General features: G+C 57.6%; 19 protein-coding genes. 15 read left to right on the top strand and 4 right to left on the bottom strand.

The window, feature by feature from the left end:
- Positions 1-105 precede the first annotated feature (105 nt).
- From ACZ9H3_RS04310 to ACZ9H3_RS04285, 6 genes are all read left to right on the top strand, one after another.
- Positions 106-1503, top strand: coding sequence for an MFS transporter (locus tag ACZ9H3_RS04310; protein WP_476219787.1), 1398 nt, complete (start codon positions 106-108; stop codon positions 1501-1503).
- A 127-nt stretch (positions 1504-1630) separates the two neighbouring features.
- Positions 1631-2917, top strand: coding sequence for a salicylate 1-monooxygenase (gene salA / locus ACZ9H3_RS04305; RefSeq protein WP_476219785.1), 1287 nt, complete (start codon positions 1631-1633; stop codon positions 2915-2917).
- Positions 2918-2989: 72 nt separating this feature from the next.
- On the top strand, positions 2990-3928 hold the full coding sequence (gene catA / locus ACZ9H3_RS04300) for a catechol 1,2-dioxygenase (RefSeq protein ID WP_476219783.1): 939 nt from the start codon (positions 2990-2992) through the stop codon (positions 3926-3928).
- Between the two features lie 40 nt (positions 3929-3968).
- Positions 3969-5114 carry an NAD(P)-dependent alcohol dehydrogenase gene (locus ACZ9H3_RS04295; RefSeq protein ID WP_454241559.1) on the top strand — a complete coding sequence of 382 codons (1146 nt, stop codon included), beginning with the start codon at positions 3969-3971 and terminating at the stop codon, positions 5112-5114.
- A 27-nt stretch (positions 5115-5141) separates the two neighbouring features.
- Complete coding sequence (locus ACZ9H3_RS04290) at positions 5142-6593, top strand: aldehyde dehydrogenase (protein WP_476219782.1); 1452 nt, start codon at positions 5142-5144, stop codon at positions 6591-6593.
- Between the two features lie 332 nt (positions 6594-6925).
- Positions 6926-7303, top strand: coding sequence for a LysR substrate-binding domain-containing protein (locus tag ACZ9H3_RS04285; RefSeq protein ID WP_476219780.1), 378 nt, complete (start codon positions 6926-6928; stop codon positions 7301-7303).
- Positions 7304-7479: 176 nt separating this feature from the next.
- Here the strand turns inward: ACZ9H3_RS04285 and ACZ9H3_RS04280 are convergent, their stop codons facing one another.
- Positions 7480-8850 (bottom strand): MFS transporter, encoded by a 1371-nt coding sequence (locus tag ACZ9H3_RS04280; protein WP_476219778.1) that lies wholly within the window; start codon positions 8848-8850, stop codon positions 7480-7482.
- A gap of 100 nt (positions 8851-8950) precedes the next feature.
- Between ACZ9H3_RS04280 and ACZ9H3_RS04275 the strand changes: the two genes are divergently transcribed.
- Positions 8951-9811 (top strand): LysR family transcriptional regulator, encoded by an 861-nt coding sequence (locus ACZ9H3_RS04275; RefSeq protein ID WP_476219777.1) that lies wholly within the window; start codon positions 8951-8953, stop codon positions 9809-9811.
- 230 nt (positions 9812-10041) lie between these two features.
- Here ACZ9H3_RS04275 and ACZ9H3_RS04270 read toward each other — a convergent pair whose 3' ends face one another.
- Both ACZ9H3_RS04270 and ACZ9H3_RS04265 read right to left on the bottom strand, forming a co-directional pair.
- The gene (locus ACZ9H3_RS04270) at positions 10042-11196 is read right to left on the bottom strand and encodes an acyl-CoA dehydrogenase family protein (RefSeq protein ID WP_476219775.1); all 1155 of its coding nucleotides are present in this window, start codon (positions 11194-11196) and stop codon (positions 10042-10044) included.
- Between the two features lie 60 nt (positions 11197-11256).
- Positions 11257-12123: an IclR family transcriptional regulator gene (locus ACZ9H3_RS04265; RefSeq protein ID WP_476219773.1), complete on the bottom strand. Its 867-nt coding sequence runs from the start codon at positions 12121-12123 to the stop codon at positions 11257-11259.
- Between the two features lie 237 nt (positions 12124-12360).
- Between ACZ9H3_RS04265 and ACZ9H3_RS04260 the strand changes: the two genes are divergently transcribed.
- The 6 genes from ACZ9H3_RS04260 to ACZ9H3_RS04235 are packed head-to-tail and all read left to right on the top strand — an operon-like array spanning position 12361 to position 18906.
- A complete protein-coding gene (locus ACZ9H3_RS04260) occupies positions 12361-13146 on the top strand; it encodes an enoyl-CoA hydratase (RefSeq protein WP_476219771.1) in 786 nt (261 codons plus the stop codon).
- 3 nt (positions 13147-13149) lie between these two features.
- The gene (locus ACZ9H3_RS04255; protein ID WP_476219769.1) at positions 13150-14679 is read left to right on the top strand and encodes a 3-hydroxyacyl-CoA dehydrogenase; all 1530 of its coding nucleotides are present in this window, start codon (positions 13150-13152) and stop codon (positions 14677-14679) included.
- A gap of 24 nt (positions 14680-14703) precedes the next feature.
- On the top strand, positions 14704-15906 hold the full coding sequence (locus ACZ9H3_RS04250) for a 3-oxoadipyl-CoA thiolase (RefSeq protein ID WP_476219767.1): 1203 nt from the start codon (positions 14704-14706) through the stop codon (positions 15904-15906).
- Positions 15907-15932: 26 nt separating this feature from the next.
- The gene (locus ACZ9H3_RS04245) at positions 15933-17171 is read left to right on the top strand and encodes a CaiB/BaiF CoA transferase family protein (RefSeq protein WP_476219766.1); all 1239 of its coding nucleotides are present in this window, start codon (positions 15933-15935) and stop codon (positions 17169-17171) included.
- Between the two features lie 56 nt (positions 17172-17227).
- Complete coding sequence (locus ACZ9H3_RS04240; protein ID WP_476219764.1) at positions 17228-17977, top strand: electron transfer flavoprotein subunit beta/FixA family protein; 750 nt, start codon at positions 17228-17230, stop codon at positions 17975-17977.
- A complete protein-coding gene (locus tag ACZ9H3_RS04235) occupies positions 17977-18906 on the top strand; it encodes an electron transfer flavoprotein subunit alpha/FixB family protein (RefSeq protein ID WP_476219762.1) in 930 nt (309 codons plus the stop codon). The genes ACZ9H3_RS04240 and ACZ9H3_RS04235 overlap by 1 nt, the downstream gene beginning before the upstream one ends.
- Positions 18907-18953: 47 nt before the next feature.
- On the opposite strand, the gene ACZ9H3_RS04230 is transcribed toward ACZ9H3_RS04235, so the two are convergent.
- Positions 18954-20822, bottom strand: a complete 1869-nt coding sequence (locus ACZ9H3_RS04230) for a sigma-54-dependent Fis family transcriptional regulator (RefSeq protein WP_476219760.1) — start codon at positions 20820-20822, stop codon at positions 18954-18956.
- A gap of 316 nt (positions 20823-21138) precedes the next feature.
- Here ACZ9H3_RS04230 and ACZ9H3_RS04225 point away from each other — a divergent pair, with 316 nt between their 5' ends.
- Positions 21139-21939 (top strand): SDR family NAD(P)-dependent oxidoreductase, encoded by an 801-nt coding sequence (locus ACZ9H3_RS04225; protein ID WP_476219758.1) that lies wholly within the window; start codon positions 21139-21141, stop codon positions 21937-21939.
- A 159-nt stretch (positions 21940-22098) separates the two neighbouring features.
- Complete coding sequence (locus ACZ9H3_RS04220; RefSeq protein ID WP_476222692.1) at positions 22099-23769, top strand: flavin-containing monooxygenase; 1671 nt, start codon at positions 22099-22101, stop codon at positions 23767-23769.
- The last annotated feature ends 96 nt before the right edge of the window (positions 23770-23865 follow it).

Below are 23865 nucleotides of genomic sequence, written 5' to 3'. Positions count from 1 at the left end.
GCGCACCTCAGCCTGTTGGTCACTGTCCAACGATACACCACGGTGCTGAGGGCGTAACAAGGGGGTTAAAGCCCCGCCATAACAATTACAAGAATGAGCAATGCCATGCGAACAATCGACGTTTCGGCCCTGATAAACGGGGCGCGTTTCAATACCTTTCATGCGCGAATTCTGGTCTGGTGCGCACTTATCATCATCTTCGACGGCTACGACCTAGTGATCTACGGCGTGGTGTTGCCGTCGTTAATGACCGAATGGGGGCTCAGTGCAGTGCAAGCGGGCGCACTGGGTAGCTGTGCGCTGGTCGGGATGATGTTGGGCGCCTTGTTTTTCGGATCAATCTCAGACCGGGTCGGCCGCCGTAAGACCATCATGATATGTGTGCTGCTGTTTAGCGGCGTCACCGCATTGAATGGTCTTGTATCCAGCCCGGGGGGCTTCGCGCTGTGTCGCTTCATTGCGGGGCTCGGGATCGGTGGCGTGATGCCGAACGTCGTGGCTTTGATGAATGAATATGCCCCGCAAAAATCACGCAGCACCTTGGTTGCGATTATGTTCAGCGGCTACTCGCTGGGCGGGATGTTATCCGCGGGGCTGGGTATGCTGTTCATCCCGCAGTGGGGATGGCAGGCGGTGTTCTACGTTGCCTTGATACCGATGCTGATACTCCCGCTGCTGCTCCGGCAGTTGCCGGAGTCGATGGACTTTCTGCTGCGCAGCGGGCAAATCGAGCGGGCCAAATCCTTGTTGGCGCAAACGACGCCAAGCTACTTGCCCGAAGCAGACGATCAGTTAGTTCATTCGGTTTCGCGTGGCTCAACCGCCTCGATCGGGGAGCTGTTCCGTGATGGCCGCCTCGTCAGCACCTTGGCCTTGTGGGTCGCATTCTTCTGCTGCTTGTTGATGGTGTACGCGTTGAGTTCGTGGTTGCCCAAGATAATGAACAGCGCAGGTTACGGACTCAATTCGAGCTTGGCGTTCCTGCTGGTGCTGAACGGTGGCGCCATTGTCGGCGCTATCGCAGGTGGCTGGCTCGGCGACCGGGTGGGCATCACCAAGGTCTTGCTGATGTTCTTTGCCTGCGGCGCCTTGTCATTAAGCCTGCTGGCAATAAAGGCGCCTTTGGCGGTGCTGTATCTGCTGATCGCCATTGCTGGAGCTTGCACCATCGGCACTCAAATTCTGGCCAATGCTTGCGCTGTGCAGTATTACCCGCCGCATGTGCGGTCCACGGGGTTGGGCTGGGCAATGGGAATAGGGCGAACCGGGGCAATCATCGGCCCAGTACTTGGCGGGGTATTGCATGGGTCAAACTTGCCGTTGCAGGCCAGCTTCCTGGTTTTTGCCATACCCGGAGCCATTGGCGCGGCAGCGATCCTGGTCTTTCTGAAGCACCGCAAGGTGCTGCCGCCTGCGCAGATCAGCACGCAGGCGGCTTCCTGCTGGGCGCGTGTTCAGCGGCTTGAACGTCGGCCTGCGTGCTTGAACTCAGGCAACGGATGACGTTCGTGCCTGCGAGCAATATTCATGGCTGTGATGTCGCTTATGGGTTTCACGGTATTTATCAATAGCGACGCAGCGGTGATCATCCGTGAACTCCAATAACAATCAGCCCCAAGGGTACCTTGCTATGCAAAACTCTACTTCTGCTCTGAACGTCTCGATTATCGGTGGTGGTATCGCAGGCGTTGCTCTGGCACTGGATCTGTGCCGTCACACTCATCTGAATGTCCAACTGTTCGAAGCAGCGCCCGCTTTCGGTGAAGTAGGCGCAGGCGTCTCCTTCGGCGCCAATGCCGTGCGCGCCATCGCTGGCCTCGGTATCGCCGAACCCTACCGCAACATCGCTGACAGCACGCCTGCGCCTTGGCAGGACATCTGGTTCGAATGGCGCATGGGGCGCGATGCCCAGTATCTGGGGTGCAGCGTTGCCGAAGGTGTCGGGCAATCGTCTGTGCATCGTGCCGACTTCCTCGACGCCCTGGCCAGCCAGCTCCCTGAGGGCATCGCCCAGTTTGGCAAACGTGCCCAGTGCGTGGAGCAGGACGGTGAACAGGTTCGAGTAACGTTCACTGATGGCACTGAGCATCGCTGCGACTTGTTGATCGGTGCCGATGGCATCAAGTCTTCGATCCGTGACCATGTGCTGCAAGGCTTGAACCAGCCACTTGCTGCGCCTCGTTTCAGCGGTACCTGTGCCTACCGAGGCCTCATTGATAGCCAGCAACTGCGCGAAGCCTACCGGGCACGTGGCGTTGATGAGCATCTTATCGATGTTCCACAGATGTACCTTGGGCTTGACGGCCACATCCTCACCTTCCCGGTCAAGCAAGGGCGCTTGATCAACGTCGTCGCGTTCATCTCCGATCGTAGTCAACCAAACCCGGTCTGGCCCAGCGACGCGCCTTGGGTGCGTAACGCAACACAAGCAGAAATGCTGACCGCGTTCGAGGGCTGGGATGACGCCGCGCAGGTGCTTCTGGAATGTATTCCAACTCCTTCGCTGTGGGCACTTCACGATCTGGCGGAGTTGCCGGGTTACGTCTATGGCCGTGTCGGCCTGATCGGGGACGCTGCCCATGCCATGTTGCCGCACCAGGGCGCTGGCGCTGGGCAAGGGCTGGAGGATGCATGGCTGCTGGCGCGCCTGCTGGCTGACCCGAAAGTGCTGGAGAAGCGTCCACAGGCAGTGCTCGACGCCTATGACGCAGTACGCCGGCCACGTGCATGCCGCGTGCAGCGGACCTCTTGGGAAGCTGGCGAACTCTACGAGTTCCGTGACCCGGCGGTACTGGAAGACAAGGAACGGCTCGGCAAGGTACTCGCCGAGCGGTTCGACTGGCTGTGGAATCACGACATGCAGGAAGACCTGCAGCAGGCCCGTGAGCAGCTCGGCTTGCACGCGCAAGCGGCTTGATCCAATTCCAAGATAGGGCAGGGCGCTGATGCCTTGCCTCACTCAGAACACATATAAGAAGGTGTCATCACCATGGCGATCACTATTTCCAACCTGCCTGAAATTCAAGCGTTTTTCCGTCAAGCTGCCGGCTTTGATCACGACCGGGGCGATGCTCGCTGCAAACAGATAATCCTGCGCGTGCTGCAGGATGTCGCGCGACTGATCGAAGACCTGGAAATTACCGAAAACGAATTCTGGAAAGCGGTCGACTACCTGAACCGTCTGGGTGCCAAGAACGAAGCCGGTTTGCTCGTAGCCGGCCTGGGCATTGAACACTTTCTTGATCTTCTGGCCGATGCCAAGGATGAAGCCGAGGGCCGTACTGGCGGAACCCCGCGCACGATTGAGGGCCCACTCTATGTCGCAGGTGCTCCGATCTACGAAGGTGTCGCGCGCATGGATGACGGGACTGAGGATGACCGTGCGACCGTGATGTTCCTTGAGGGGCAGGTGGTCGACTTGCAGGGACAGCCTATTGCTGGTGCAGTCGTGGACCTGTGGCAAGCCAACACTGAAGGGAATTATTCCTACTTCGACAAGAGTCAATCCGAATACAACCTGCGCCGCCGGATCATCACGGATGAGCAGGGCCGGTACCGCGCGCGCAGCATCGTACCATCCGGATATGGCTGCAACCCGGCCGGCCCTACCCAGGAGTGTCTCGATACGCTTGGCAGACACGGGCAGCGTCCAGCGCACGTGCATTTCTTCATCTCCGCGCCTGGGCATGAACATCTCACTACCCAGATCAACCTGTCCAACGACAAGTACCTGTGGGATGACTTCGCCTACGCAACCCGTGACGGACTTATCGGCGATATCCAATTTGTCGACGACGCTGAGCGCGCCAAGGCAAGGGGTGTGGAAGGGCGTTTTGCCGAAATGACCTTCGACTTTTGCTTGCGCCCTGCAGTGAGCCAGAAAGCGACCGAGCGAAGCCAGCGACCACGTGCACTGCAACCAGCCTGATCCGCGCCGCTGGCCAGTGTGAGTATTCGAGGAGAAGCAAATGTCCCACGATAATATGCAGAAGATGCGTATCCAGGCGGCAGTCCTGCGAGAGTCAGGTGCACCTCTGAAGGTCGAGGATGTGCTGATCGAAGCACCCCGTCCCACTGAAGTTCGTGTACGGGTTGTGGCATCGGGTGTCTGTCACACCGATATGGTAGTACGCGACCAACTGTTCCCTACACCGATGCCGATCATTCTCGGCCACGAGGGCGCAGGTGTGATCGATGCGGTCGGCTCTGCGGTGACAACGGTCAAACCGGGTGATCATGTTGTGATGACCTACATGTCTTGCGGCCTGTGCCTGCCTTGTGAGACAGGACACCCGGCGCACTGCACGCACATGCATCCGCTGAACTTTGGCGGCGGTCGCTTGGATGGCAGTGCTTCAAGCTGCGGCTGTGAATCGGGCATGCCAATACATGATCATTTCTTTGGTCAGTCATCCTTCTCGACGTATGCCATCGCCAACGAACGCAACGTGGTCAAGGTCGCCAAAGAGGCTCCGCTGGAATTGCTGGGGCCACTGGGTTGCGGTATTCAGACAGGTGCAGGGTCTGTACTGAACGCACTGAAGGTCGAGGCTGGCTCCAGCTTCGTCGCCTTCGGCGCAGGAGCAGTCGGCCTGGCCTCAGTCATGGCTGCCCGTATCGCTGGTGCGACCACCATCATCGCGGTGGATGTCACCCCGAGCCGACTTCAATTGGCGCTGGAACTCGGTGCGACACATGTCATTAACAGCTGTGAAGAAAACCCGGTCGAGCGCATACAACAGATTACCGCAGGCGGCGCCAACTACAGCCTGGAGTGTTCGGGGCGCGCGGAAGTGCTGCGCCAAGCCATCGATGCACTGGCCACGCTTGGCACTTGCGGCATCGTTGGCGCGACCAAGTTCGGAACTGAAGTAGCGTTCAACATCAACGAAGTGATGATCCCTGGCAAACGCATCATGGGTATCGTCCAGGGCGACGTGGTCGCCAACGCGTTCATTCCGAAGCTTGTGGATCTCTACCTGCAAGGTCGGTTCCCATTCGACAAGTTATGCAAGTTCTATGAGTTCGATCAGGTCAACGAAGCCATGGCGGATAGTGAGCGCGGCGTGACCATCAAGCCGATCTTGCGGATGCCGGCAGTATCAGCAGCCTGATTTTTTTGTTACCTAGAGGTATCTACCATGACTGTACAACTGGTGATAGATAACCAGAAGCAATCCGCATCCGACGGCAAGACCTATCAGCGAGTCGATCCCATCAGCTCGCATACTGTCAGCGTCGGTGCCGCTTGCAGCGTTGCAGACGCACTGCGTGCCGCAGAATCGTCCGAGCGAGCGTTCCGAACCTGGGCTGGTACAGGGCCAACAGAGCGTCGTCGTATCTTGCTGGCCGCCGCCGATGCACTCGAAGCCAAGATGACGGACTTCTGCGTCGCAATGGCCGATGAAATCGGTGCCTCGCAGCTGTGGGCGCAATTCAATGTGGGGGCATCTGCAAACCTGCTGCGTGAAGCTGCTGCAATGACCACGCAGATCAAGGGTGAAACCATACCCACCGACAAGCCAGGCGCTCTGTCTATGACCCTGCGCCAACCGGTCGGTACGGTACTTTCGATCGTGCCATGGAACGGTCCGGTCATTCTTGGCGCGCGGGCGATCGCGTATCCACTGGCGTGCGGCAATACGGTGATCTTCAAGGGGTCCGAGAGCAGCCCGCGCACCCATGCTTTGCTGGCTGAGGCATTCTACGAAGCCGGCTTGCCAGCGGGCGTTCTCAACTTTCTGATCAGTGCTCCGGAAGATGCTGCGGCGGTTACCGAAGCACTGGTTGCCCATGACACCGTACGTCGCGTCAACTTCACAGGCTCAACCAAGGTCGGTCGCATGATTGCGCAAACCTGTGCGACCCATCTTAAGCGTTGCCTGCTGGAACTGGGGGGCAAAGCGCCTTTCATCGTTCTGGATGATGCTGATATCGAGGGCGCTGTAAACGCCGCAGTGTTTGGCGCGTTTTTGTACCAGGGGCAGATTTGCATGTCCACGGAGCGCTTCGTGGTGGACGAAGCTGTAGCGGACGTGTTCGTCGCCCGCTTTGCCGAGCGAGTCAGCGCACTCGAGACGGGCTTGCCGACGAAATCTCCAGCCTGTGTGATCGGCCCCATGATTGGTCAAGGTTCCGTACAGCGGATCAATCATCTGCTGGATGATGCGGTTAACAAGGGAGCCAAAATTGTCACTGGGGGGCTCGCCCAGAGCGCACTGATGGGCCCGACATTGGTCGACTGCGTGACCCGGGAAATGGCCATCTACGATGAGGAGACCTTTGGCCCGGTAACCACCATCGTCAGGGTAAAAGGGGCCGAGCAGGCCTTGGCCGTTGCCAACGACACAGCCTACGGTCTTTCATCTTCGATCTTCAGCCGTGACGTCACCAAAGCACTCGGCCTCGCCAGCCGCCTGGATGCTGGCTGCGTTCACATCAATGGTGCGACCGTGCAAAACGAGCCGCAGGCGCCTTACGGCGGCATGAAGAAAAGCGGATATGGCCGCTTCGATGGCAGTGCAGTGATCGAAGAGTTCACTGAGGTGAAATGGGTAACGGTGGAGCCGTCGGGCCAACCATATCCTTTCTGAGTTTTATCCCGACACCGCTGCTTTGGTTTTTGGGTCGTCCGTATCGTTCGGGTACGGACGGCTCTTTTTGTCTAGGACGGCTTTCCCACGGTCAGCAGCCGATGCTGCGGCTATCTAATGGCGATCTGCGCCGTCACCCAGCGGCTATGTCTGCCACTGTACACTTTCATCCACCTACATGCCCGGCACCAGCTGGTTACTCTGATTACCGAACCGCGCTGTCACTTAAATGGTGCCGGAACTGCTGTTGAGCTGGCTGTCGACAGAGTCCACCAGGCCCTTGCGATAAAAGCCCGATTCGTTGGTCAGGCCCAGACCATCTCATCGACCCCATGGAAGAAAGGGTGGATCTGGTTATCCACTTCTGCGACCCAGGCGACCATCAAGGTTTGATCGCCCGGCCTTTGGCACGTCAACGCCTGATCCTCTGTGCAGCTCCTGCTTACTTGCAGGCTCGGGGCACACCGACATCACTGGAAGAAGTTGACCAGCACCCACGCATCGTTACTTTCAGACGAGGCCAGCCCTTGGGCTGGCAGGTGATGAAGGACGGCCAAGGCACGCACATTGTGCCTCCCGCGCACAAACCAGATTGGCGATGGTGCGGCGATAATCGACTTTGCGCTGGCCGGTCTAGGGGGATGCCAGATGCCCATATGCGTTTGCATTTTGCGTTTTGCGCGAGCATTTGGAGGCGGGTAGCCTGCTAAGCGTGTTGGAATCTTTCGAGCCCGAGCTGGTGGCTGTCTACGCGTTGTGACCCAAGACCGCGCATTTAAGGCCCAAGGTGCGCTGTTTGATTGATACGCTGCTAGTGATGGGCGAGAGAGGCAAGCTTGAATGATCCGTGGCACTGCCGGTATCGGGAGATTGAGGTTGGGACGGCTCAGTGTGCGAGAACCGAGCTATCCGCTTTCCGAACCATCCATAGGTTAGTTACCAAACACAGGGCCAGTGCAGCCACGCACAAGAGCATTGATGTCGACATGCCTTGAGTAAATGCCAATCTATCTGTATGGGCAATCAAAAGGCCAAAGATTGCCACGCCCAATACACCTCCAACTTGTCGTGCAGACGACATCAACCCAGAGGCGATTCCGGCGTCTTGCTGGGTTACCGCCGCGAGCATGGTGTTGTTCATCGAGGGTACGGTGGCTGCGCTTCCAATCCCGACGATCATCAGCGCTGAATCCAGCATCCAGGCAGCGCTTTCAGGAGTGATTCGTGACAGTAGCAAGAAGCCTGATATCTGCAGGCCGACACCCATTGTCATGATTTGCAACGCGCTGAAGTGCCGGGCAACCCTGGCCGAAGTTAGCGAAGAGAAGGCCATGACAGCCGTTAGCGGGATGAACGCAAAACCCGTTTGCACAGCGTCGTAGCCCAGAATCGTCTGGAAATAAATGCTCAGGACGAAGACGACGCCGTAAAACGTGAAATTGATGACCGACCCCGTCAGCATCATCGCTATAAGCACGTTGTTACGTGCAAGGCGAACTGGAATCATGGGAGCAGTCACTCGCTGTTCGATAAGGACAAAGGCCAACAGCACTGAGCAAGAAGTAGCGAGAACCGATATAGGTATCAGTGACCAGCCTCGCTCACTTGCCTCGGTCAGTCCGTAGGTCAACAGCGCCAGTGCCAACGCGATGGTCACTTGACCATACACGTCTACGCGTTTTTCTACCTTGGGTGAAGCCGGCGTGAAACGCAACGTCAACGCGATGGCCAAAAGGCCCAATGGGATGTTGATCAAAAACACGCTGCGCCAGCCGAGATGCTCGATCATCAGACCGCCAAGCACCGGTCCGGCCGCTAGGGCGATACCTCCACTGGCTCCCCATAATGCCACTGCCGCTTTGCGCTGTTCGGGGTTGGTAAAGTTGAGCCGCAGAAGGGTGAGTGATGTAGGAATCATCAATGCTGCGCCTAGCCCCTGTAGGCAACGAAAGCTGATCAGCTGAGCCATGCTGCCCGCAATTGCGCAACCTAGGGAACTCAGGGTGAAAACGATGAACCCGCCGACGAATACCGACTTGGCGCCCAGTTTGTCGCCGCAACTGCCACCAAAAATCAGCAAGGCCGAGAAGGTAAGTGCGTAGCTGTTGATCACCCACTGCAAACCAGTGAGGTTGGTATCAAAAGCTGCCTTCAAGGCGCCCAGACCCACGTTGACCACGCTCACATCCAGTTGTACGACGAAGAAGCCCAGGCACGCTGCCACCTGGATGGCGGAGAGTTTTGTTGCGTTGTACATGGCAAACCAGAAGCGGACGGAGATGAATCGAGATTAAAACTTGCCATACCATGCGTAAATACTAAAATTTGCGTACTTGCCATGCAGGTTTGCATAGATTATGAATTGGGAAGATTTACGCTTTTTTTTGGCCATTGGACAGTCCGGCACATTATCGGGTGCAGCCCGTGCCCTTCAGGTGGACCAAGCGACAGTGAGTCGACGGTTGATAGCTTTGGAGTCAAGCCTGGGTGTGCGCCTGGTTAACCGTCTACCCCGTGAAGCACAGCTAACTATCGCGGGGCAGCAAGTGCTCAAGCAAGCCCTGGAAATTGAACAGCATGCCTACAGCGTCCAGCGCATGGTGGCAGGCTTGGGTGAGCAAGAACGAGCGACCGTATCGATCTCTGCCCCTCCAATACTCGCTCGACATTTTCTGGCACCTCATTTGCTCTCCCTTTCCCAAAAGCTTGAACAGGTAAAACTGTCCATTTTCAGCGAATCCCATTTCGCGTCACTGGCCCGCCTTGAAGCAGATTTGGCAATTCGACTCGCTGCCGGTTCCACAGACACAGACATCATCAAAAAGATAGGTCACGTCGACTTCGGGCTTTACGCAGCACACACGTACCCCTGGTCGTCAGACCCTTCGCGGTGGGATTTTGTGGGGTATACAGAGCGGCAGAAAGATTTCGATCACAAGCGATGGTTATATGAAGTGATTGGCGACCGGCGGGTGATCTGTGAGGTATCTGACCTGAGCAACCAATACGAAGCAGCCTGTTCGGGTATCGGCGTGGCTGGACTGCCGTGCTTTCTTGCTGATAGAGATGAGCGCCTAGTGCGATTGGATGCCCGCGAGACAATGCTCACTCTGGATATATGGTTGGCAATCCATCCAGATCGCCGTAACGATGTGCTCATTCGCCGAACGATGGCGGCGATCAGCGAGTTGGTTGTAGGAGCAGGGCTCACACGATGAAGGTGCTTGAGAAGCTGTTCGCAACCTCGGCAGTTGCCCTCAAAGCGACCACCGAGCCCTGCGGGGTGCTTATTTATAAGTGATTACATGCCCACTGCCAGGTTGCGGGGATCAATGCCGGCTTCTTCGACCGGGATACCGGCGTAATGCAGTGACGATTTCGTTCTGTTATGAATCATGGCTACCCGTCATTGTATTTATGGTGGTTCTGGAGCTAAGCGCGCTCGGCCCTAGCCTTGAGCATCACGGATCATGTTTCGAGCAATGACGATCTGCTGGATCTGGGTAGTACCTTCATAGATGCGGAACAGCCGCACATCCCGGTAGAAGCGCTCGATGGCATATTCACTGACATAGCCGGCACCTCCATGAATCTGTACGCAGCGGTCGGCAACGCGCCCGCACATCTCCGTTGAGAACATCTTGGCGCAGGAGGCTTCGGTACTGACGTTATGGCCGTCGTCGCGCTTGCGAGCGGCGTCCAGCACCATGCAGCGACTGGCGTAGATTTCTGCTTTGCTGTCGGCAAGCATCGCCTGGATCAGTTGAAATTCAGCAATAGGTTTGCCGAACTGTTTACGCTCCAATGCATAACGCAGGGCATCATCGAGCATCCGTTCAGCCGCACCCACGCTCAACGCCGCAATATGCAGGCGTCCTTTGTCGAGCACTTTCATAGCGGTTTTGAAACCTACACCCTCGACACCACCGATCAATTGGCTCGCGGGCACTCGTGCGTTCTCGAAGATCACGTCGCAGGTATGGGCGCCTTTATGGCCCATTTTGTGATCAGGCTTGCCCAGTGACACACCCGGCGTGCCGCGCTCGACGATGAAAGCGCTGATCCCGCCTGCACCTTTGATATCAGTGCTGGTTCGCGCCATCACAGTATAAATACCGGCGTGAGGAGCATTGGTGATGAAACGCTTGGTGCCATTGAGGACATAGCTGTCGCCGTCGCGAACGGCGGTGGTCTTCAGTGAAGCGGCATCAGAGCCCGCGTCGGGTTCGGTCAAGCAGAAGGAACTGAGCAGATCGCCACTGGCGAGCTGGGGCAGGTAATGCTGTTTCTGCTCTGCAGTACCATCCAGCAGAATGCCGATGGAGCCGATCCCATTGTTGGTGCCGATGTAGGAGCGAAATGCTGGGGAAGTGCGCCCCAGCTCGAAGGCGATGTTCACCTCTTCCTCCATGGTGACACCCAACCCGCCAAACTCTTCCGGCAGCGTCAGGCCAAACAGCCCCATTGCTTGCATCTGCTCGACAATGTCCTTGGGAATCGTGTCAGTTTCAGACACCTCATTTTCCCGGGGGATCAGTACTTCGCTAACGAACTGACGAAGTGAATCCAACAGGATGTCCAGGGTTTCGGTATCACGGATCATGTGCGCTCCTATCGCTCGCAAGCAAGCGGGTCTTTATTAGGGCGCCGTTACTCCGTTGCGTCAGCGAGCAGCGGCGCCAATGTTGTTAACCATGTTGATCAGGCGGGGCCCGATATCGTCCATCAGTCGTTCGCGCGTCAGCTGAAAGCTCGGCCCACCGCAGTTGAAGGTCAGCAACCCGTACTGGGGGTGTAGCAATGGCACAGCAACAGAGTTAACGTCGCGATGCCACTCACCGATTGATAGGCAGAAGCCGTAGTCGGTGTAATCCCTGAATGCCCGGTCCAGCCCTTTGCGAATCGTTGGCCACTGATCCGACTCGCGCTGGCGGATGTGATCGAGCAGAAACTCCCGTTCGGTTTCCGGCATTGCTGCCAGGCAAGCGCGCCCTACAGAACTTTGTGCCAGTGGCAAGTAGCTGCCGATCTGACGACGCATTGTCATGTTGCCCTGGCCCTGAACCACATCCAGATACACCATCTGCAGGCGATCGCGAGAGGCCATGGCGACCGCTGCCTGGGCATGGTTGGCCAGATCCTCCATCAACGGATGGGCGACCGCTCGAATCGCCAGATTCGACAGCATGGCGTAGCCAAAGCCCAACACCCCGACATCCAGTTGATATTTGCCTGAATGCACTTCTCGTTTTAGGCAGCCCAGGCGCATCAACGTATTGGTCAACCGCGTCACGGTCGGTTTGGGAAGGCCGGTCATACGCGCCAACTCCTGATTACCCAGCACGTTGTCGCGCGGAGTGAAACACCTCATCAGTTCCAGGCCACGCGCCAATGCCGTCACGAACTGACCGCTGTTTTCGTCTTCGCTCAATGCATTGGCGGGGTCGAGCATGCCCATCTTCAGTAACCCGATTTCATCCGCTCCCGTTGCCGTGTCAGTGGCCTGTTGATCTGCCTTGATGCGAGCCATGGTAGAACCTCATTTCAGAAAAATGCAAGAAAATAAAATTCAGTTTCGTCAGGCGAAATTATATTCATTGGATTGTCAAAAGAGAAGTGCCTTTATTTGAAATCGTAACTTATTGTTAATAAAGGATTTATATAGATCTTTTGCTTTTTCTGTTTACAGGGATTTGCAAGCCTACCTATGATTGATCGTAATTACGGTATTCAGTTTCGCTAGGCGAAACAAAAATAAGAGGTCGCTATGAACTCCCCACCAGAAACTGTCGTACACCTACACATCCAAGATAATGCGGTCGCTGTGGTTCGCATCGAGCGGCCCGAAGCCAAGAACGCTCTCAGCATCGCAGTACGTGAACAACTGGCAGCTATCTTCCACGCATTGGCTAGTGATGACCGCGTCCGCTCGATCGTCCTCACCGGCGGTGAGCAGTGCTTCGTCGCAGGGGCCGACATCCGCGAGTTTGCCCAGGCCAGCCCAATTGAGATGTATCGTCGCCACACGGAATACCTATGGGACGCCATCGCTCGCTGTCCTAAACCGGTGATTGCCGCAGTGAATGGGTTTGCCCTGGGCGGCGGCTGCGAACTGGCGATGCATTGCGACATCATCGTCGCCGGCCAATCGGCGCGCTTCGGGCAGCCGGAGGTCAAACTTGGCCTGATGCCGGGCGCCGGAGGGACTCAACGGTTGATCCGCGCTGTCGGCAAATTCCAGGCAATGCGTATCGCTCTGACCGGCTGCCTGGTGCCAGCACCCGAGGCGCTTGCCATGGGCATGGTCAGCGAGGTGGTGAGTGATGAGCGCACGCTGCCACGAGCACTTGAACTCGCTGCACAAATAGCCGAGCTGCCCCCGCTGGCTGTCGGGCAGATTAAGGAAGTGATGTTGCTCGGTGCGGATCTACCCCTGGACAGCGCACTGGCCTTGGAACGCAAGGCATTTCAGTTGTTGTTTGACTCCAGGGATCAAAAAGAGGGTGCCAGTGCCTTCCTTGAAAAACGCAAAGCCAGCTTTTCCGGGGAGTGACGCATGACACGTGAAATCAGACAAATAGCTGTCGTGGGCGCAGGCGTCATGGGGACTGGCATCGCTCAGATTGCCGCCCAGGCAGGCATTGAGGTCTTGCTGTTTGACAATCGAGAAGGCGCAGCCCATACCGCTCGCGAAAATTTGAGTCAAACCCTGGATAAACTTGTGGCCAAGGGCAAGATGACGGCTAGCGACGCGCAGGCGACACTCGAACGCCTTAGGGTTGCAGCTGTATTGTCGGAACTCAGTGACGTCGACCTAGCGGTGGAAGCCATCATTGAACGGCTGGATGCCAAGCAGGCGTTGCTTGCACAGCTGGAGGCCGTTGTACGAGACAACTGTATTCTTGCCACCAATACGTCATCGTTGTCGGTAACCAGTATCGCTCGAGAGTGCCGCCATCCTGAGCGAGTGGCGGGCTTCCACTTCTTCAATCCGGTGCCACTGATGAAAGTGGTGGAGGTCATTGATGGCTTGGCCAGTGATCCGAGCGTCGGCGATAGATTGCAGGCGTTGGCTAAGCGCATGGGACATCGTGGGATTCGAGCCAAAGATACCCCCGGTTTCATCATCAACCATGCCGGACGTGCGTACAGCACAGAAGCCCTACAGATACTCAAGGAAGGCGTGACGCAGCCGGCTGAAATTGATCGGATCCTGCGTGACGGACTGGGCTTCCGCATGGGGCCGCTGGAGTTGTTCGACCTGACGGCACTGGATGTTTCTCACCCGGTAATCGAGTCAATCTATAACCAGTTCTACCAAGAGCCCCGTTATCGCCCCGCAGCACTAACCCGGCAAATGCTTGAAGCCGGATATGTCGGGCGTAAGGTCGGCCGCGGTTTCTACCGCTATGCCAACGGCCAGATCGTTGACGCCCCGCAAGCCCAGGCTGTCCCCGTCATAGATGCTATGCCGCCGGTGTGGCTGGGTACTGAAAACGATACCGACCATGCCAGCCTCAGCGCATTGCTCGAGCGACTGGGCGCGCGAGTAGAGCAGGGGGCCATGCCCTCTGACGTGGCATTGTGCCTGCTGGCACCCTACGGGGTGGATGCGACCTGCGCGGCACAGCGGTTCGGCGTCGACCCGGCGCGAACGGTGTGCATCGACCCGCTGCTTGATTGCGCGCGCTACCGCACGCTCATGCTGACACCAGCCATCCGCATCGATATGCGTGATGCCGCACATGCGTTGCTGGCTAGCGATGGCGTGGGCGTAAGTGTGATCAATGACAGCGTCGGCTTCGTCGCCCAGCGTGTGCTGGCAATGATCGTTAACCTGGCAGGCGAAATCGTTCAACAGGGTATTGCCAGCGTTGAAGACCTGGATGAAGGCGTGCGACGCGGGCTGGGTTACCCGCAAGGTCCGTTGGCCTGGGGTGACAGCATCGGTGCCCAACGCTTGCTGACGATCTTGGAGCGCATGACGGAACTGACCGGAGACCCGCGCTATCGGCCTGGCCCTTGGTTGCGCCGTCGCGCGGCACTTGGTCTGTCGTTGTGCCATCCCGAACCGACACTGATCTGACCTTTCAACGCTTAGGATACTGCCATGCTCGATGCTTACATTTTTGCGGGATTGCGCACCCCTTTCGGCCGCCACGGCAGCGCATTGGCGCCTGTACGCCCCGACGACCTTGCTGCCCATGTGATCCGGGAACTGCTGGCCCGCCATGCCATACCCGGCGACGCAATCGAGGATGTGATCCTCGGTAATACTAACCAAGCCGGTGAAGACAGCCGCAATATCGCGCGCCACGCAGCGCTGCTTGCCGGATTGCCGGTAACGGTTCCAGGGCAGACGGTCAATCGTTTGTGCGCCAGTGGCCTGGCTGCGGTGATCGATGCTGCTCGCGCTGTCACCTGCCAGGAAGGTGAACTGTTAGTGGCCGGCGGGGTAGAGAGCATGTCGCGCGCGCCGTTCGTCATGGCCAAAGCCGAGGCGGCCTACAGCCGTGATTTCTCGGTGTATGACAGCACGATCGGCGCACGCTTTCCGAATCCGAAGATCGTTTCAGAGTTTGGCAATGACAGCATGCCGCAGACCGGTGACAACGTAGCCCAGGAATATGGTATCGACCGAGAACAGGCCGACATCTTCGCAGCACGCTCGCAGGCTAACTACGAAGCCGCGCGTGCGAACGGATTCTTCGATGACGAATTGTTGGGCGTCAATGTGCCCACTGGTCGTAAGACGCCACCCAACCTAGTGGAGCAGGATGAGCACCCACGGCCGCAATCTGATCTTGCCGCGTTGAGTCGCCTGCGGCCTCTGCACGAGGGCGGTGTAGTCACTGCTGGCAATGCGTCAGGTGTCAACGATGGGGCCGCCGCACTGCTGATTGGCTCTTCTGCCGCAGGAGAGCGGCACGGATTGCAGCCCATGGTGCGCATCCTTTCGAGCGCGGCTGCGGGAGTGGCGCCGCGCATCATGGGTGTTGGTCCGGTTGAAGCGATTAACAAAGCCTTGGCGCGTGCCAGCCTGACGCTGGCGGACATGGATATCATCGAAATCAATGAAGCGTTTGCCAGCCAGGTACTGGCTTGCCTGAAGGGGTTGGGCCTGGCTTTCAATGATCCTCGGGTTAACCCCAACGGTGGCGCCATTGCGGTGGGTCATCCCTTGGGGGCTTCAGGTGCGCGCCTGGCGCTGAGCGCAGCGCGGGCGTTACAGCAGAGTGGCAAGCGCTATGCCGTGGTCAGCCTGTGTATTGGTGTCGGCCAAGGGCTGGCAATGGTTATCGAGCGTGTGTGAATGCGCTCCTGCAAAGGTGAAATAACATGGGTGCTTTGACTGGATACCGCGTGCTCGACTTGAGCCGCGTCCTTGCCGGCCCTTGGTGTGGACAAACACTGGCTGACCTCGGGGCAGAAGTGATCAAGGTCGAACGACCGGGCGTTGGTGACGATACCCGTGGCTGGGGACCACCCTGGATGAAAGGCCAGAGTGATCAACTGACGTCCGAAGCCTCTTATTATCAGTCGACCAATCGTGGCAAGTTATCGGTAGCGCTGAACCTGGCCAGCCCTGAAGGGCAGGAATTGGTACGAGCGCTGGCGACTCACTGCGATGTGCTGATCGAGAATTACAAGGCCGGTTCCCTGGCCAAGTACGGCCTGGATTACGCCTCGTTGTCGCAGTTGAACCCGCGGCTGGTCTACTGTTCCGTCACGGGCTTCGGGCAGACCGGGCCGCGTGCGGCTGAACCGGGCTACGACTTTATCGTGCAGGGAATCGGCGGCCTGATGAGCATCACTGGGGAGCGCGATGATTTACCCGGTGGTGGACCGCAAAAGGTCGGTGTGGCATTTTCCGACCTGATGACCGGACTTTATTCTACGGTTGCCATTCAGGCTGCGCTCCTCAGCCGGGAAAAGACCGGGGTAGGCCAGCATATTGACATGGCGTTGCTGGATGTACAGGTTGCAACCTTGTGTAACCAGAGCCAGAACTACCTTGCCTCGGGAAAGCCGCCTGGACGCTATGGCAATGCTCACGCCAACATAGTTCCGTATCAGGTATTCCGTGCCAGTGATCAGGATTTTATTATCGCCTGCGGCAACGACTCACAGTTCGTCGCATTGTGTGAGGCCATTGGCCTGGCGCATCTACCTGAAGACCCGCGTTTCACGCGCAACGCCGACCGGGTAGCAAATCGGGAGGCAATCATCGAGATTTTGTCGCGGCATTTCCTCCAGGGGCGTGCAGAGGACTGGATTGGCCGTGTCCACCCGCGCGGGGTACCGATCGGGGCGATCAACAGTATCGCCCAAGCTCTGGATGAGCCTCAGGTCAAGGCGCGCAACATGCTGGTAACTATCCCTCATCCGCTAAAGGCAGATTTCGTGACTGTTGGTAGCCCGATCAAACTGTCAGGCACACCAGTGGAATACCTGCGTCCTGCGCCGATGCTTGGTGAGCACACGGATGAGGTCCTCAAGCGTCAGCTAGGGCTGGATGACGAGCGCCTCGCACAATTGAAGGCTCGCGGCGTGATTGAGCAGTTGGGTGAGTGCTGACCTGTTTCTCTGCCACGCCGATGGCGTGGATTCACTATTTTGCTATGGAGCTATCCATGAAAGTCCTCGTAGCCATCAAGCGGGTGGTCGACTATAACGTCAAGGTTCGCGTCAAGGCGGACAACTCCGGCGTCGACCTTGCTAACGTCAAGATGTCCATGAACCCCTTCTGCGAGATCGCTGTGGAAGAGGCCGTACGCCTGAAGGAAAAAGGCGTGGCGACCGAGATCGTCGTCGTTACCATCGGTCCGAGCACTGCTCAGGAGCAACTGCGTACGGCGCTGGCGCTGGGCGCCGACCGTGCCATCCTGGTCGAGTCCGCTGAAGCGCTCAATTCCCTGGCCGTGGCCAAACTGCTCAAGGCGGTTGTCGACAAGGAGCAGCCACAGCTGGTGATCCTTGGCAAGCAAGCCATCGACAGCGATAACAACCAGACCGGTCAGATGCTGGCAGCGTTGAGCGGTTTCGCTCAGGGCACCTTCGCTTCCAAGGTTGAAGTCGCCGGTGACAAGGTCAACGTCACCCGTGAAATCGACGGCGGCCTGCAGACCGTTGCACTGAACCTGCCCGCCATCGTCACCACCGACCTGCGCCTGAACGAGCCGCGCTACGCGTCCTTGCCGAACATCATGAAGGCCAAGAAGAAGCCGCTGGAAACCGTCACCCCGAGCGCCCTGGGCGTATCCACTGTCTCTACCCAACAGATCCTGCGCGTCGACGCTCCAGCTAACCGAAGCGCCGGCATCAAGGTCAAATCGGTGGCTGAACTGGTCGAGAAACTGAAAACTGAAGCGAAGGTGATCTGATGGCTATCCTGGTTATCGCTGAACACGAAAACGGTGCCGTTGCCCCGGCTACCCTGAACACTGTTGCCGCTGCTGCGAACATCGGTGGTGATATTCACGTACTGGTTGCTGGCCAGGGCGTTGGCGCCGTAGCGCAGGCCGCTGCGAACATCGCTGGCGTCAGCAAGGTGCTGGTTGCCGACAACGCTGCCTACGCGCACCAGTTGCCAGAGAACGTTGCGCCGCTGGTTGCCGAGATCGGCAAGGCCTACAGCCACGTGCTGGCACCTGCGACCTCCAACGGCAAGAACATCCTGCCGCGGGTTGCCGCACTGCTGGACGTTGACCAGATCTCCGAGATCATCTCGGTTGAGTCGGCCGACACCTTCAAGCGTCCGATCTACGCGGGCAACGCCATTGCCACCGTGCAGTCTAGCGCTGCGGTCAAGGTCATCACCGTGCGTGCTACCGGCTTTGACGCCGTTGCCGCAGAAGGCGGTTCGGCGGCTGTCGAAGCGGTTGCCGCTGCCCACGATGCCGGCAAGTCGGCGTTTGTCGGTGAAGAGCTGGCCAAGTCTGATCGTCCTGAACTGACCGCTGCCAAGATCGTCGTTTCCGGCGGCCGTGGCATGCAGAACGGCGACAACTTCAGGCACCTGTATGCGCTGGCTGACAAGCTGGGCGCTGCGGTCGGTGCTTCCCGTGCCGCCGTCGACGCCGGTTTCGTACCCAACGACATGCAAGTCGGTCAGACCGGCAAGATCGTTGCGCCGCAGCTGTACATCGCTGTCGGTATCTCCGGTGCCATTCAGCACCTGGCCGGCATGAAAGATTCCAAGGTGATCGTTGCGATCAATAAGGACGAAGACGCACCGATCTTCCAGGTGGCTGATTACGGGCTAGTGGCAGACTTGTTCGAAGCTGTGCCTGCGTTGCTGCAAGCCCTCTGAGCGAGGAACAACACCAGGCGTCAGTCGTAGGTGACGCCTGGTGAATGCTAGTCGTAAGAGCCTTTGCCCGGCATTTTTATAGCGTACAGATTAACCTTGCGATATAGCGTTGCGCGGGAAATCCCCAGTTCCTGTGCAGCCAACATCGGCTTCCAGCGATTGCGCACCAGTGTGTCGATCAAGGCCTGGCGTTCCGGGCTCCCGGAGGCAGTGTCCAAACCTTTGGTTGGAGCAGTCACGCTCAGCGAGGCGGGAAGATCCTCCACGCAGATCACTTGGCTTTTGCATACGGCGCAGGCGTATCGCAGCACGTGGTGCAACTGCCGCATATTTCCTGGCCAGCTGTAATTCAATAGCATCTCAAGCGCCGCTTCGCTCAATTCCAGGCGCTCTCCAGAGCGCTCACATTCTTCATCCAGCAATTTAGTGATCAACGCCAACTTGTCCTTGCGTTCGCGCAGCGGGGGAATATCGAAGCGGGCACCACTCAAGCGAAAGAACAGATCTTCACGAAAGTCGCCGGTTTCGACCAGCATTGCGATATCGCGGTGGCTGGCGCAGATGATTTGGATGTCGATCGTCTGCGGTCGCGCGCCCCCCAATGGCGCCACCTCGCCCTCGCTCAAGACCCTGAGTAGACGCGTTTGCAAGGTGAGCGGCATATCTCCGATTTCATCCAGGAACAAGGTACCGCCGTCAGCCTGCAGCAACAGCCCGCGCATGCCTTTGCTGGAGGCACCGGTGAACGCTCCGGCCGCATAGCCAAACAGTTCGCTTTCAATCAGGCTCTCAGGTATTGCCGCGCAGTTGATGGCAACGAAGGCCTTGTCACGACGTTTACTGGCCCGATGCAATTGCATTGCGAAGTGTTCTTTGCCGGCTCCGGTTTCTCCATGGAGCAAGACCGGGAGCCCACGGTCCTTAACACGTACCGCCAGTTCCAGCGCTTGCGCAACCTTGGGATCGAGTGCCGACGACAGGTTGCTCGCCACGGGCACGCTGACGGGGCGCCGCGGCGCTTTGAGGCGCACATGCAGTCCCATGGCAGGTAGGAAGTGGATGCTGTCGTCACCGGCAGTGGGCAACTGAACCGATGCAAAGGCTTCGTCGATATGCGCAGGAACCTTTCCACAGCGCTGTATCAGCAGTCGTTGCGCGGCAGGGTTGAGTGCTTCGATCCGGCCATCGCGATCCCAGGCGAACAGGCATTGCGGCTGGCTGTCGACATAACCAGGCAGGGGGTGCGCACGCAGCACCCACAAGTCTTGGGTACTGTACATGAAGTACGCATTTTCCAAGTCGGTGGCACTCTGGATAACCATTTGCCGAATCAGATGCTGGCTGCGTCGATCATCGGGCGCGCGCACTGAGGAGACATCCAGTACCGCCAGCATCTCACCGTTGGGTGAAAATATGGGGGCTGCGGAACAGGTATTGCCAATGAATGCCGCGCGGAAATGATCCTGTTTGTGCACAGTGACCGGGATTTTGTCGATCAACACGGCGCAGACTGCTGTCGTACCCTCTACGTCTTCCGACCAGCAGGTTCCTACATCCATCCCCGCGCGACGGTACTCGCTGCGTAGGTTCGATTCGATCCGGTAGTCCACCGTACATCCCAGGGTATCGGTGAGCATCACGCAGTAGTCGGCGTCACGCACGCGGCTGTGCAATCGCGAAATTTCATTGCCGGCCAACTGCAGAAAATCCTCCACACGTTCGCGATGCTCGCTTAGTTGATGGGCCTCAAGCACCCTAGGGCCGTGCAGCCCCCCTGGGTCGAGCTTGTAGTGCTGGACCGAGCGGCGCCAGGAATCGAGGATGACATTTGGCACCGGCAGGGTCGGCGCGTGTTCGGCAGTGCGCAATACGCGATTCACATGCTCGACGTGAACCTTTGACAAACCAGAGGACATGGTACCTCCGAAGATTGGATCTTATTTTTTTGAGAGGTCCATTAAAGGCTGGACTGGCGCGGCCTTCAAGCTGAATCAGCCCGCCGGCCCTGATGAGACATAACATCTCAACGTTCGCAGCATGGCATGAAGTCAGGGAGACGTTATGTGTTAAATCGGCAGCGTGTGTCACACGTGACTTCAAACGCCTTGCCCCTCTATCACGGGCTTCCCAGCCTGATTATCCAATCTTGGCATTCGACTTGCTCTTACTGTCTTAGCGAGCCGCATGAGACGGCTCCATCTCAACAACAATAATGAATATGAGAGGCATCACATGAGCGAATTCAAAGCTGTTGAGTTTTCCCTGACAGGCAAAGTTGCCCTGGTAACCGGTGCCGGTCGTGGGATTGGTCAGGGTATCGCGCTGAGCCTGGCCCAAGCCGGCGCTGATCTGGTACTCGCCGATTTCGATATCCATATCGCCGAAGAAGCTGCCGCGAATGTTCGTGCCCTGGGTCGGCGAGCAGTTGCCGTGCAGGTGGATGTCAGCAAGGCCGAAAGTGTCGCCGGCATGATCGAGCAGGTCAGGTCAGCATTTGGCCGTCTTGACGTGGCCGTCAACAACGCCGGCGTGGTCAGCCTCGGCCGGGTCGATGAACTGGCGATCAGCGAATGGGACCGCGTCATGAACATCAACGCGCGTGGAGTGTTTTTGTGCTGCCAGGCCGAGCTCAAGCTGATGCGTGAGAACAGTTTCGGCCGCATTATCAACCTGGCCTCGATTGCCGGCAAAGTGGGTTTCCCGGATCTCTCCCATTACAGCGCCTCCAAGTTCGCGGTGATCGGCTTTACCAACGCCTTTGCCAAGGAAGTTGCTCGGGAAGGTATTACCGTCAACGCCCTCTGCCCAGGGGTGGTGGGCACTGGCATGTGGCGTGGAGATGAAGGGCTTTCCGCCCGCTGGGCCCAGCCTGGTGAATCCGAAGTGCAATCCTGGGAGCGGCATCAGTCCAGCCTGCTGCCTCAAGGGGAAGCGCAAACCGTGGAGGACATGGGCCAGCTTGCGGTCTACCTGGCCTGTGCACCTCACGTCACCGGCCAGGCCATCGCCGTCGACGGCGGCTTCTCGCTTTAGTCGAACCTACGGGCCTGCCTTGGGCCTTTAAGCACACGTTAAGGATGATCTTCCTTGGGCACTGGCTCAGGGAGGCGGCTACTGCTTGCCTGCAGTTTTGAATGACACATTCAAGTTAGTTCATACCAGCAGGCGTTCTAATTGAAACAGGAGAACATAATGACAAATACAGTTCTGGCTAAACGCTCCGTTGGCACCGATATCATCAACTACGACGCCATTGTGATTGGTGCAGGTTTCGGCGGCATTTATATGCTTAAGAAGTTGCGCGATGAACTGGGCTTGAAAGTTCGCGCCTTCGACAAAGCTGGCGGTATCGGTGGCACGTGGTTCTGGAACCGCTACCCCGGTGCACTTTCCGACAGCGAGTCGTTTGTCTATTGCTTTTCCTGGGATCGCGAGCTGTGCCAAGAGTGGGATATCACCACGCGTTACCTGACTCAGCCGCAAATTCTGTCTTACCTGAATCACGTTGTTGATCGACATGACCTACGTCGTGATATCCAGCTGGAAACGGGTATCACCCGCGCTGTGTTCGACGAAGAATGCAATCGGTGGTTGGTCACCGCTGACGATGGTCATCAGTACAGCGCCAAATACCTGGTCACGGCGCTGGGCCTGCTATCAGCGACTAACGTGCCGAAAATCAAAGGTTTGGACCAATTCAAAGGGCACATGTACCACACCGCCAACTGGCCAGCCGATGCCGTGCTCGAAGGCAAGCGCGTAGGGGTGATTGGTACCGGTTCTACGGGTTGCCAAGTCATCACGGCGATCGCCCCTACGGTTGGCCACCTGACGGTATTCCAGCGTTCCGCACAATATACGGTACCGGTGGGAAATGGCCCGCTCAATCGCGAATATGTCGATGACATCAAGCGCAATTATGACGCGATCTGGAAAGAGGTGCGCTCGTCGCGACTGGCGTTCGGTTTTCCTGAGAGCGACATCCCTACCATGAGTGTTGATGCTGCTGAACGTAAAGCCATCTTCCAGCGTGCCTGGGACTTTGGCGGCGGGTTCCGATACATGTTCCAGACCTTCAACGATATTGCCACCAATGAAGAAGCAAACATTGCAGCTCAGGATTTCGTCCGAGAGAAAATTGCTGAAATCGTTAAAGATCCGGAAACCGCGCGAAAGTTGATGCCGCGCGACCTTTACGCGAAGCGGCCACTCTGTGACAGCGGCTACTACGCCACCTTCAACCGTTCCAACGTGTCGCTGGTAGACGTGAAAGCCAATCCCATTGAAGAGATCACTGCCAATGGAATTCGCACGGCCGATGGGGTAGAGCACGAGTTGGATGTGCTGGTGTTCGCGACCGGCTTCGATGCGGTGGATGGCAACTACAAACGCATTGATATTCGCGGGCGTGACAATGTTTCCATGAAGGACCACTGGGCGGATGGGCCATCAAGCTACCTTTCGGTCGCTACCACCAACTTCCCCAACATGTTCATGATCCTTGGCCCCAACGGTCCATTCACAAACCTGCCACCCACCATTGAAACAGAGGTCGAGTGGGTATCGGATTTGATTGGCTTCATGGAAGAAAACGAACTGGCCTGCGTGGAGCCCAATCCACAGAGCGAGCATGAATGGGGAGTGACCTGCCAGGAAATCGCAGATCAGACGCTGTTCGCCAAGACCGACTCCTGGATCTTCGGCGCCAACATTCCTGGCAAAAGCAACAAGGTCTACTTCTACATGGGCGGCTTGAGTGCGTTCAGTGAACAACTGACCGCCGTGAAGAACGACGACTACCGCGGCTTCAAGTTCAAGGCCGTACGTGTAGCGGACCAACAAGCGCAAAAAGCACTGCACTGATCGACAAGCATTCAACTGGTGACAACGGTTGCACTCGCCTGTTTGCCCCTGCGCGCAGGCAAGTGTTCAACGGGCGCAATCGCGCCGTATAACGGA

It is taken from the genome of Pseudomonas sp. TE3910, assembly GCF_056279025.1.
The sequence above is the reverse complement of the archived record's forward strand: the minus strand, read 5'-3'. Positions and strand labels throughout refer to the sequence as shown.

Excerpts from the sequence above, each read along its gene's own strand:
- ACZ9H3_RS04285 (WP_476219780.1), top strand. The coding sequence starts at position 6,926 with ATGGAAGAAAGGGTGGATCTGGTTATCCACTTCTGCGACCCAGGCGAC.
- ACZ9H3_RS04280 (WP_476219778.1), bottom strand. The coding sequence starts at position 8,850 with ATGTACAACGCAACAAAACTCTCCGCCATCCAGGTGGCAGCGTGCCTG.
- ACZ9H3_RS04295 (WP_454241559.1), top strand. The coding sequence starts at position 3,969 with ATGTCCCACGATAATATGCAGAAGATGCGTATCCAGGCGGCAGTCCTG.
- ACZ9H3_RS04270 (WP_476219775.1), bottom strand. The coding sequence starts at position 11,196 with ATGATCCGTGATACCGAAACCCTGGACATCCTGTTGGATTCACTTCGT.
- ACZ9H3_RS04275 (WP_476219777.1), top strand. The coding sequence starts at position 8,951 with ATGAATTGGGAAGATTTACGCTTTTTTTTGGCCATTGGACAGTCCGGC.
- ACZ9H3_RS04245 (WP_476219766.1), top strand. The coding sequence starts at position 15,933 with ATGGGTGCTTTGACTGGATACCGCGTGCTCGACTTGAGCCGCGTCCTT.
- catA (WP_476219783.1), top strand. The coding sequence starts at position 2,990 with ATGGCGATCACTATTTCCAACCTGCCTGAAATTCAAGCGTTTTTCCGT.
- ACZ9H3_RS04235 (WP_476219762.1), top strand. The coding sequence starts at position 17,977 with ATGGCTATCCTGGTTATCGCTGAACACGAAAACGGTGCCGTTGCCCCG.
- ACZ9H3_RS04290 (WP_476219782.1), top strand. The coding sequence starts at position 5,142 with ATGACTGTACAACTGGTGATAGATAACCAGAAGCAATCCGCATCCGAC.
- ACZ9H3_RS04265 (WP_476219773.1), bottom strand. The coding sequence starts at position 12,123 with ATGGCTCGCATCAAGGCAGATCAACAGGCCACTGACACGGCAACGGGA.
- ACZ9H3_RS04220 (WP_476222692.1), top strand. The coding sequence starts at position 22,099 with ATGACAAATACAGTTCTGGCTAAACGCTCCGTTGGCACCGATATCATC.
- ACZ9H3_RS04260 (WP_476219771.1), top strand. The coding sequence starts at position 12,361 with ATGAACTCCCCACCAGAAACTGTCGTACACCTACACATCCAAGATAAT.
- ACZ9H3_RS04225 (WP_476219758.1), top strand. The coding sequence starts at position 21,139 with ATGAGCGAATTCAAAGCTGTTGAGTTTTCCCTGACAGGCAAAGTTGCC.
- ACZ9H3_RS04255 (WP_476219769.1), top strand. The coding sequence starts at position 13,150 with ATGACACGTGAAATCAGACAAATAGCTGTCGTGGGCGCAGGCGTCATG.
- ACZ9H3_RS04310 (WP_476219787.1), top strand. The coding sequence starts at position 106 with ATGCGAACAATCGACGTTTCGGCCCTGATAAACGGGGCGCGTTTCAAT.
- salA (WP_476219785.1), top strand. The coding sequence starts at position 1,631 with ATGCAAAACTCTACTTCTGCTCTGAACGTCTCGATTATCGGTGGTGGT.
- ACZ9H3_RS04250 (WP_476219767.1), top strand. The coding sequence starts at position 14,704 with ATGCTCGATGCTTACATTTTTGCGGGATTGCGCACCCCTTTCGGCCGC.
- ACZ9H3_RS04240 (WP_476219764.1), top strand. The coding sequence starts at position 17,228 with ATGAAAGTCCTCGTAGCCATCAAGCGGGTGGTCGACTATAACGTCAAG.
- ACZ9H3_RS04230 (WP_476219760.1), bottom strand. The coding sequence starts at position 20,822 with ATGTCCTCTGGTTTGTCAAAGGTTCACGTCGAGCATGTGAATCGCGTA.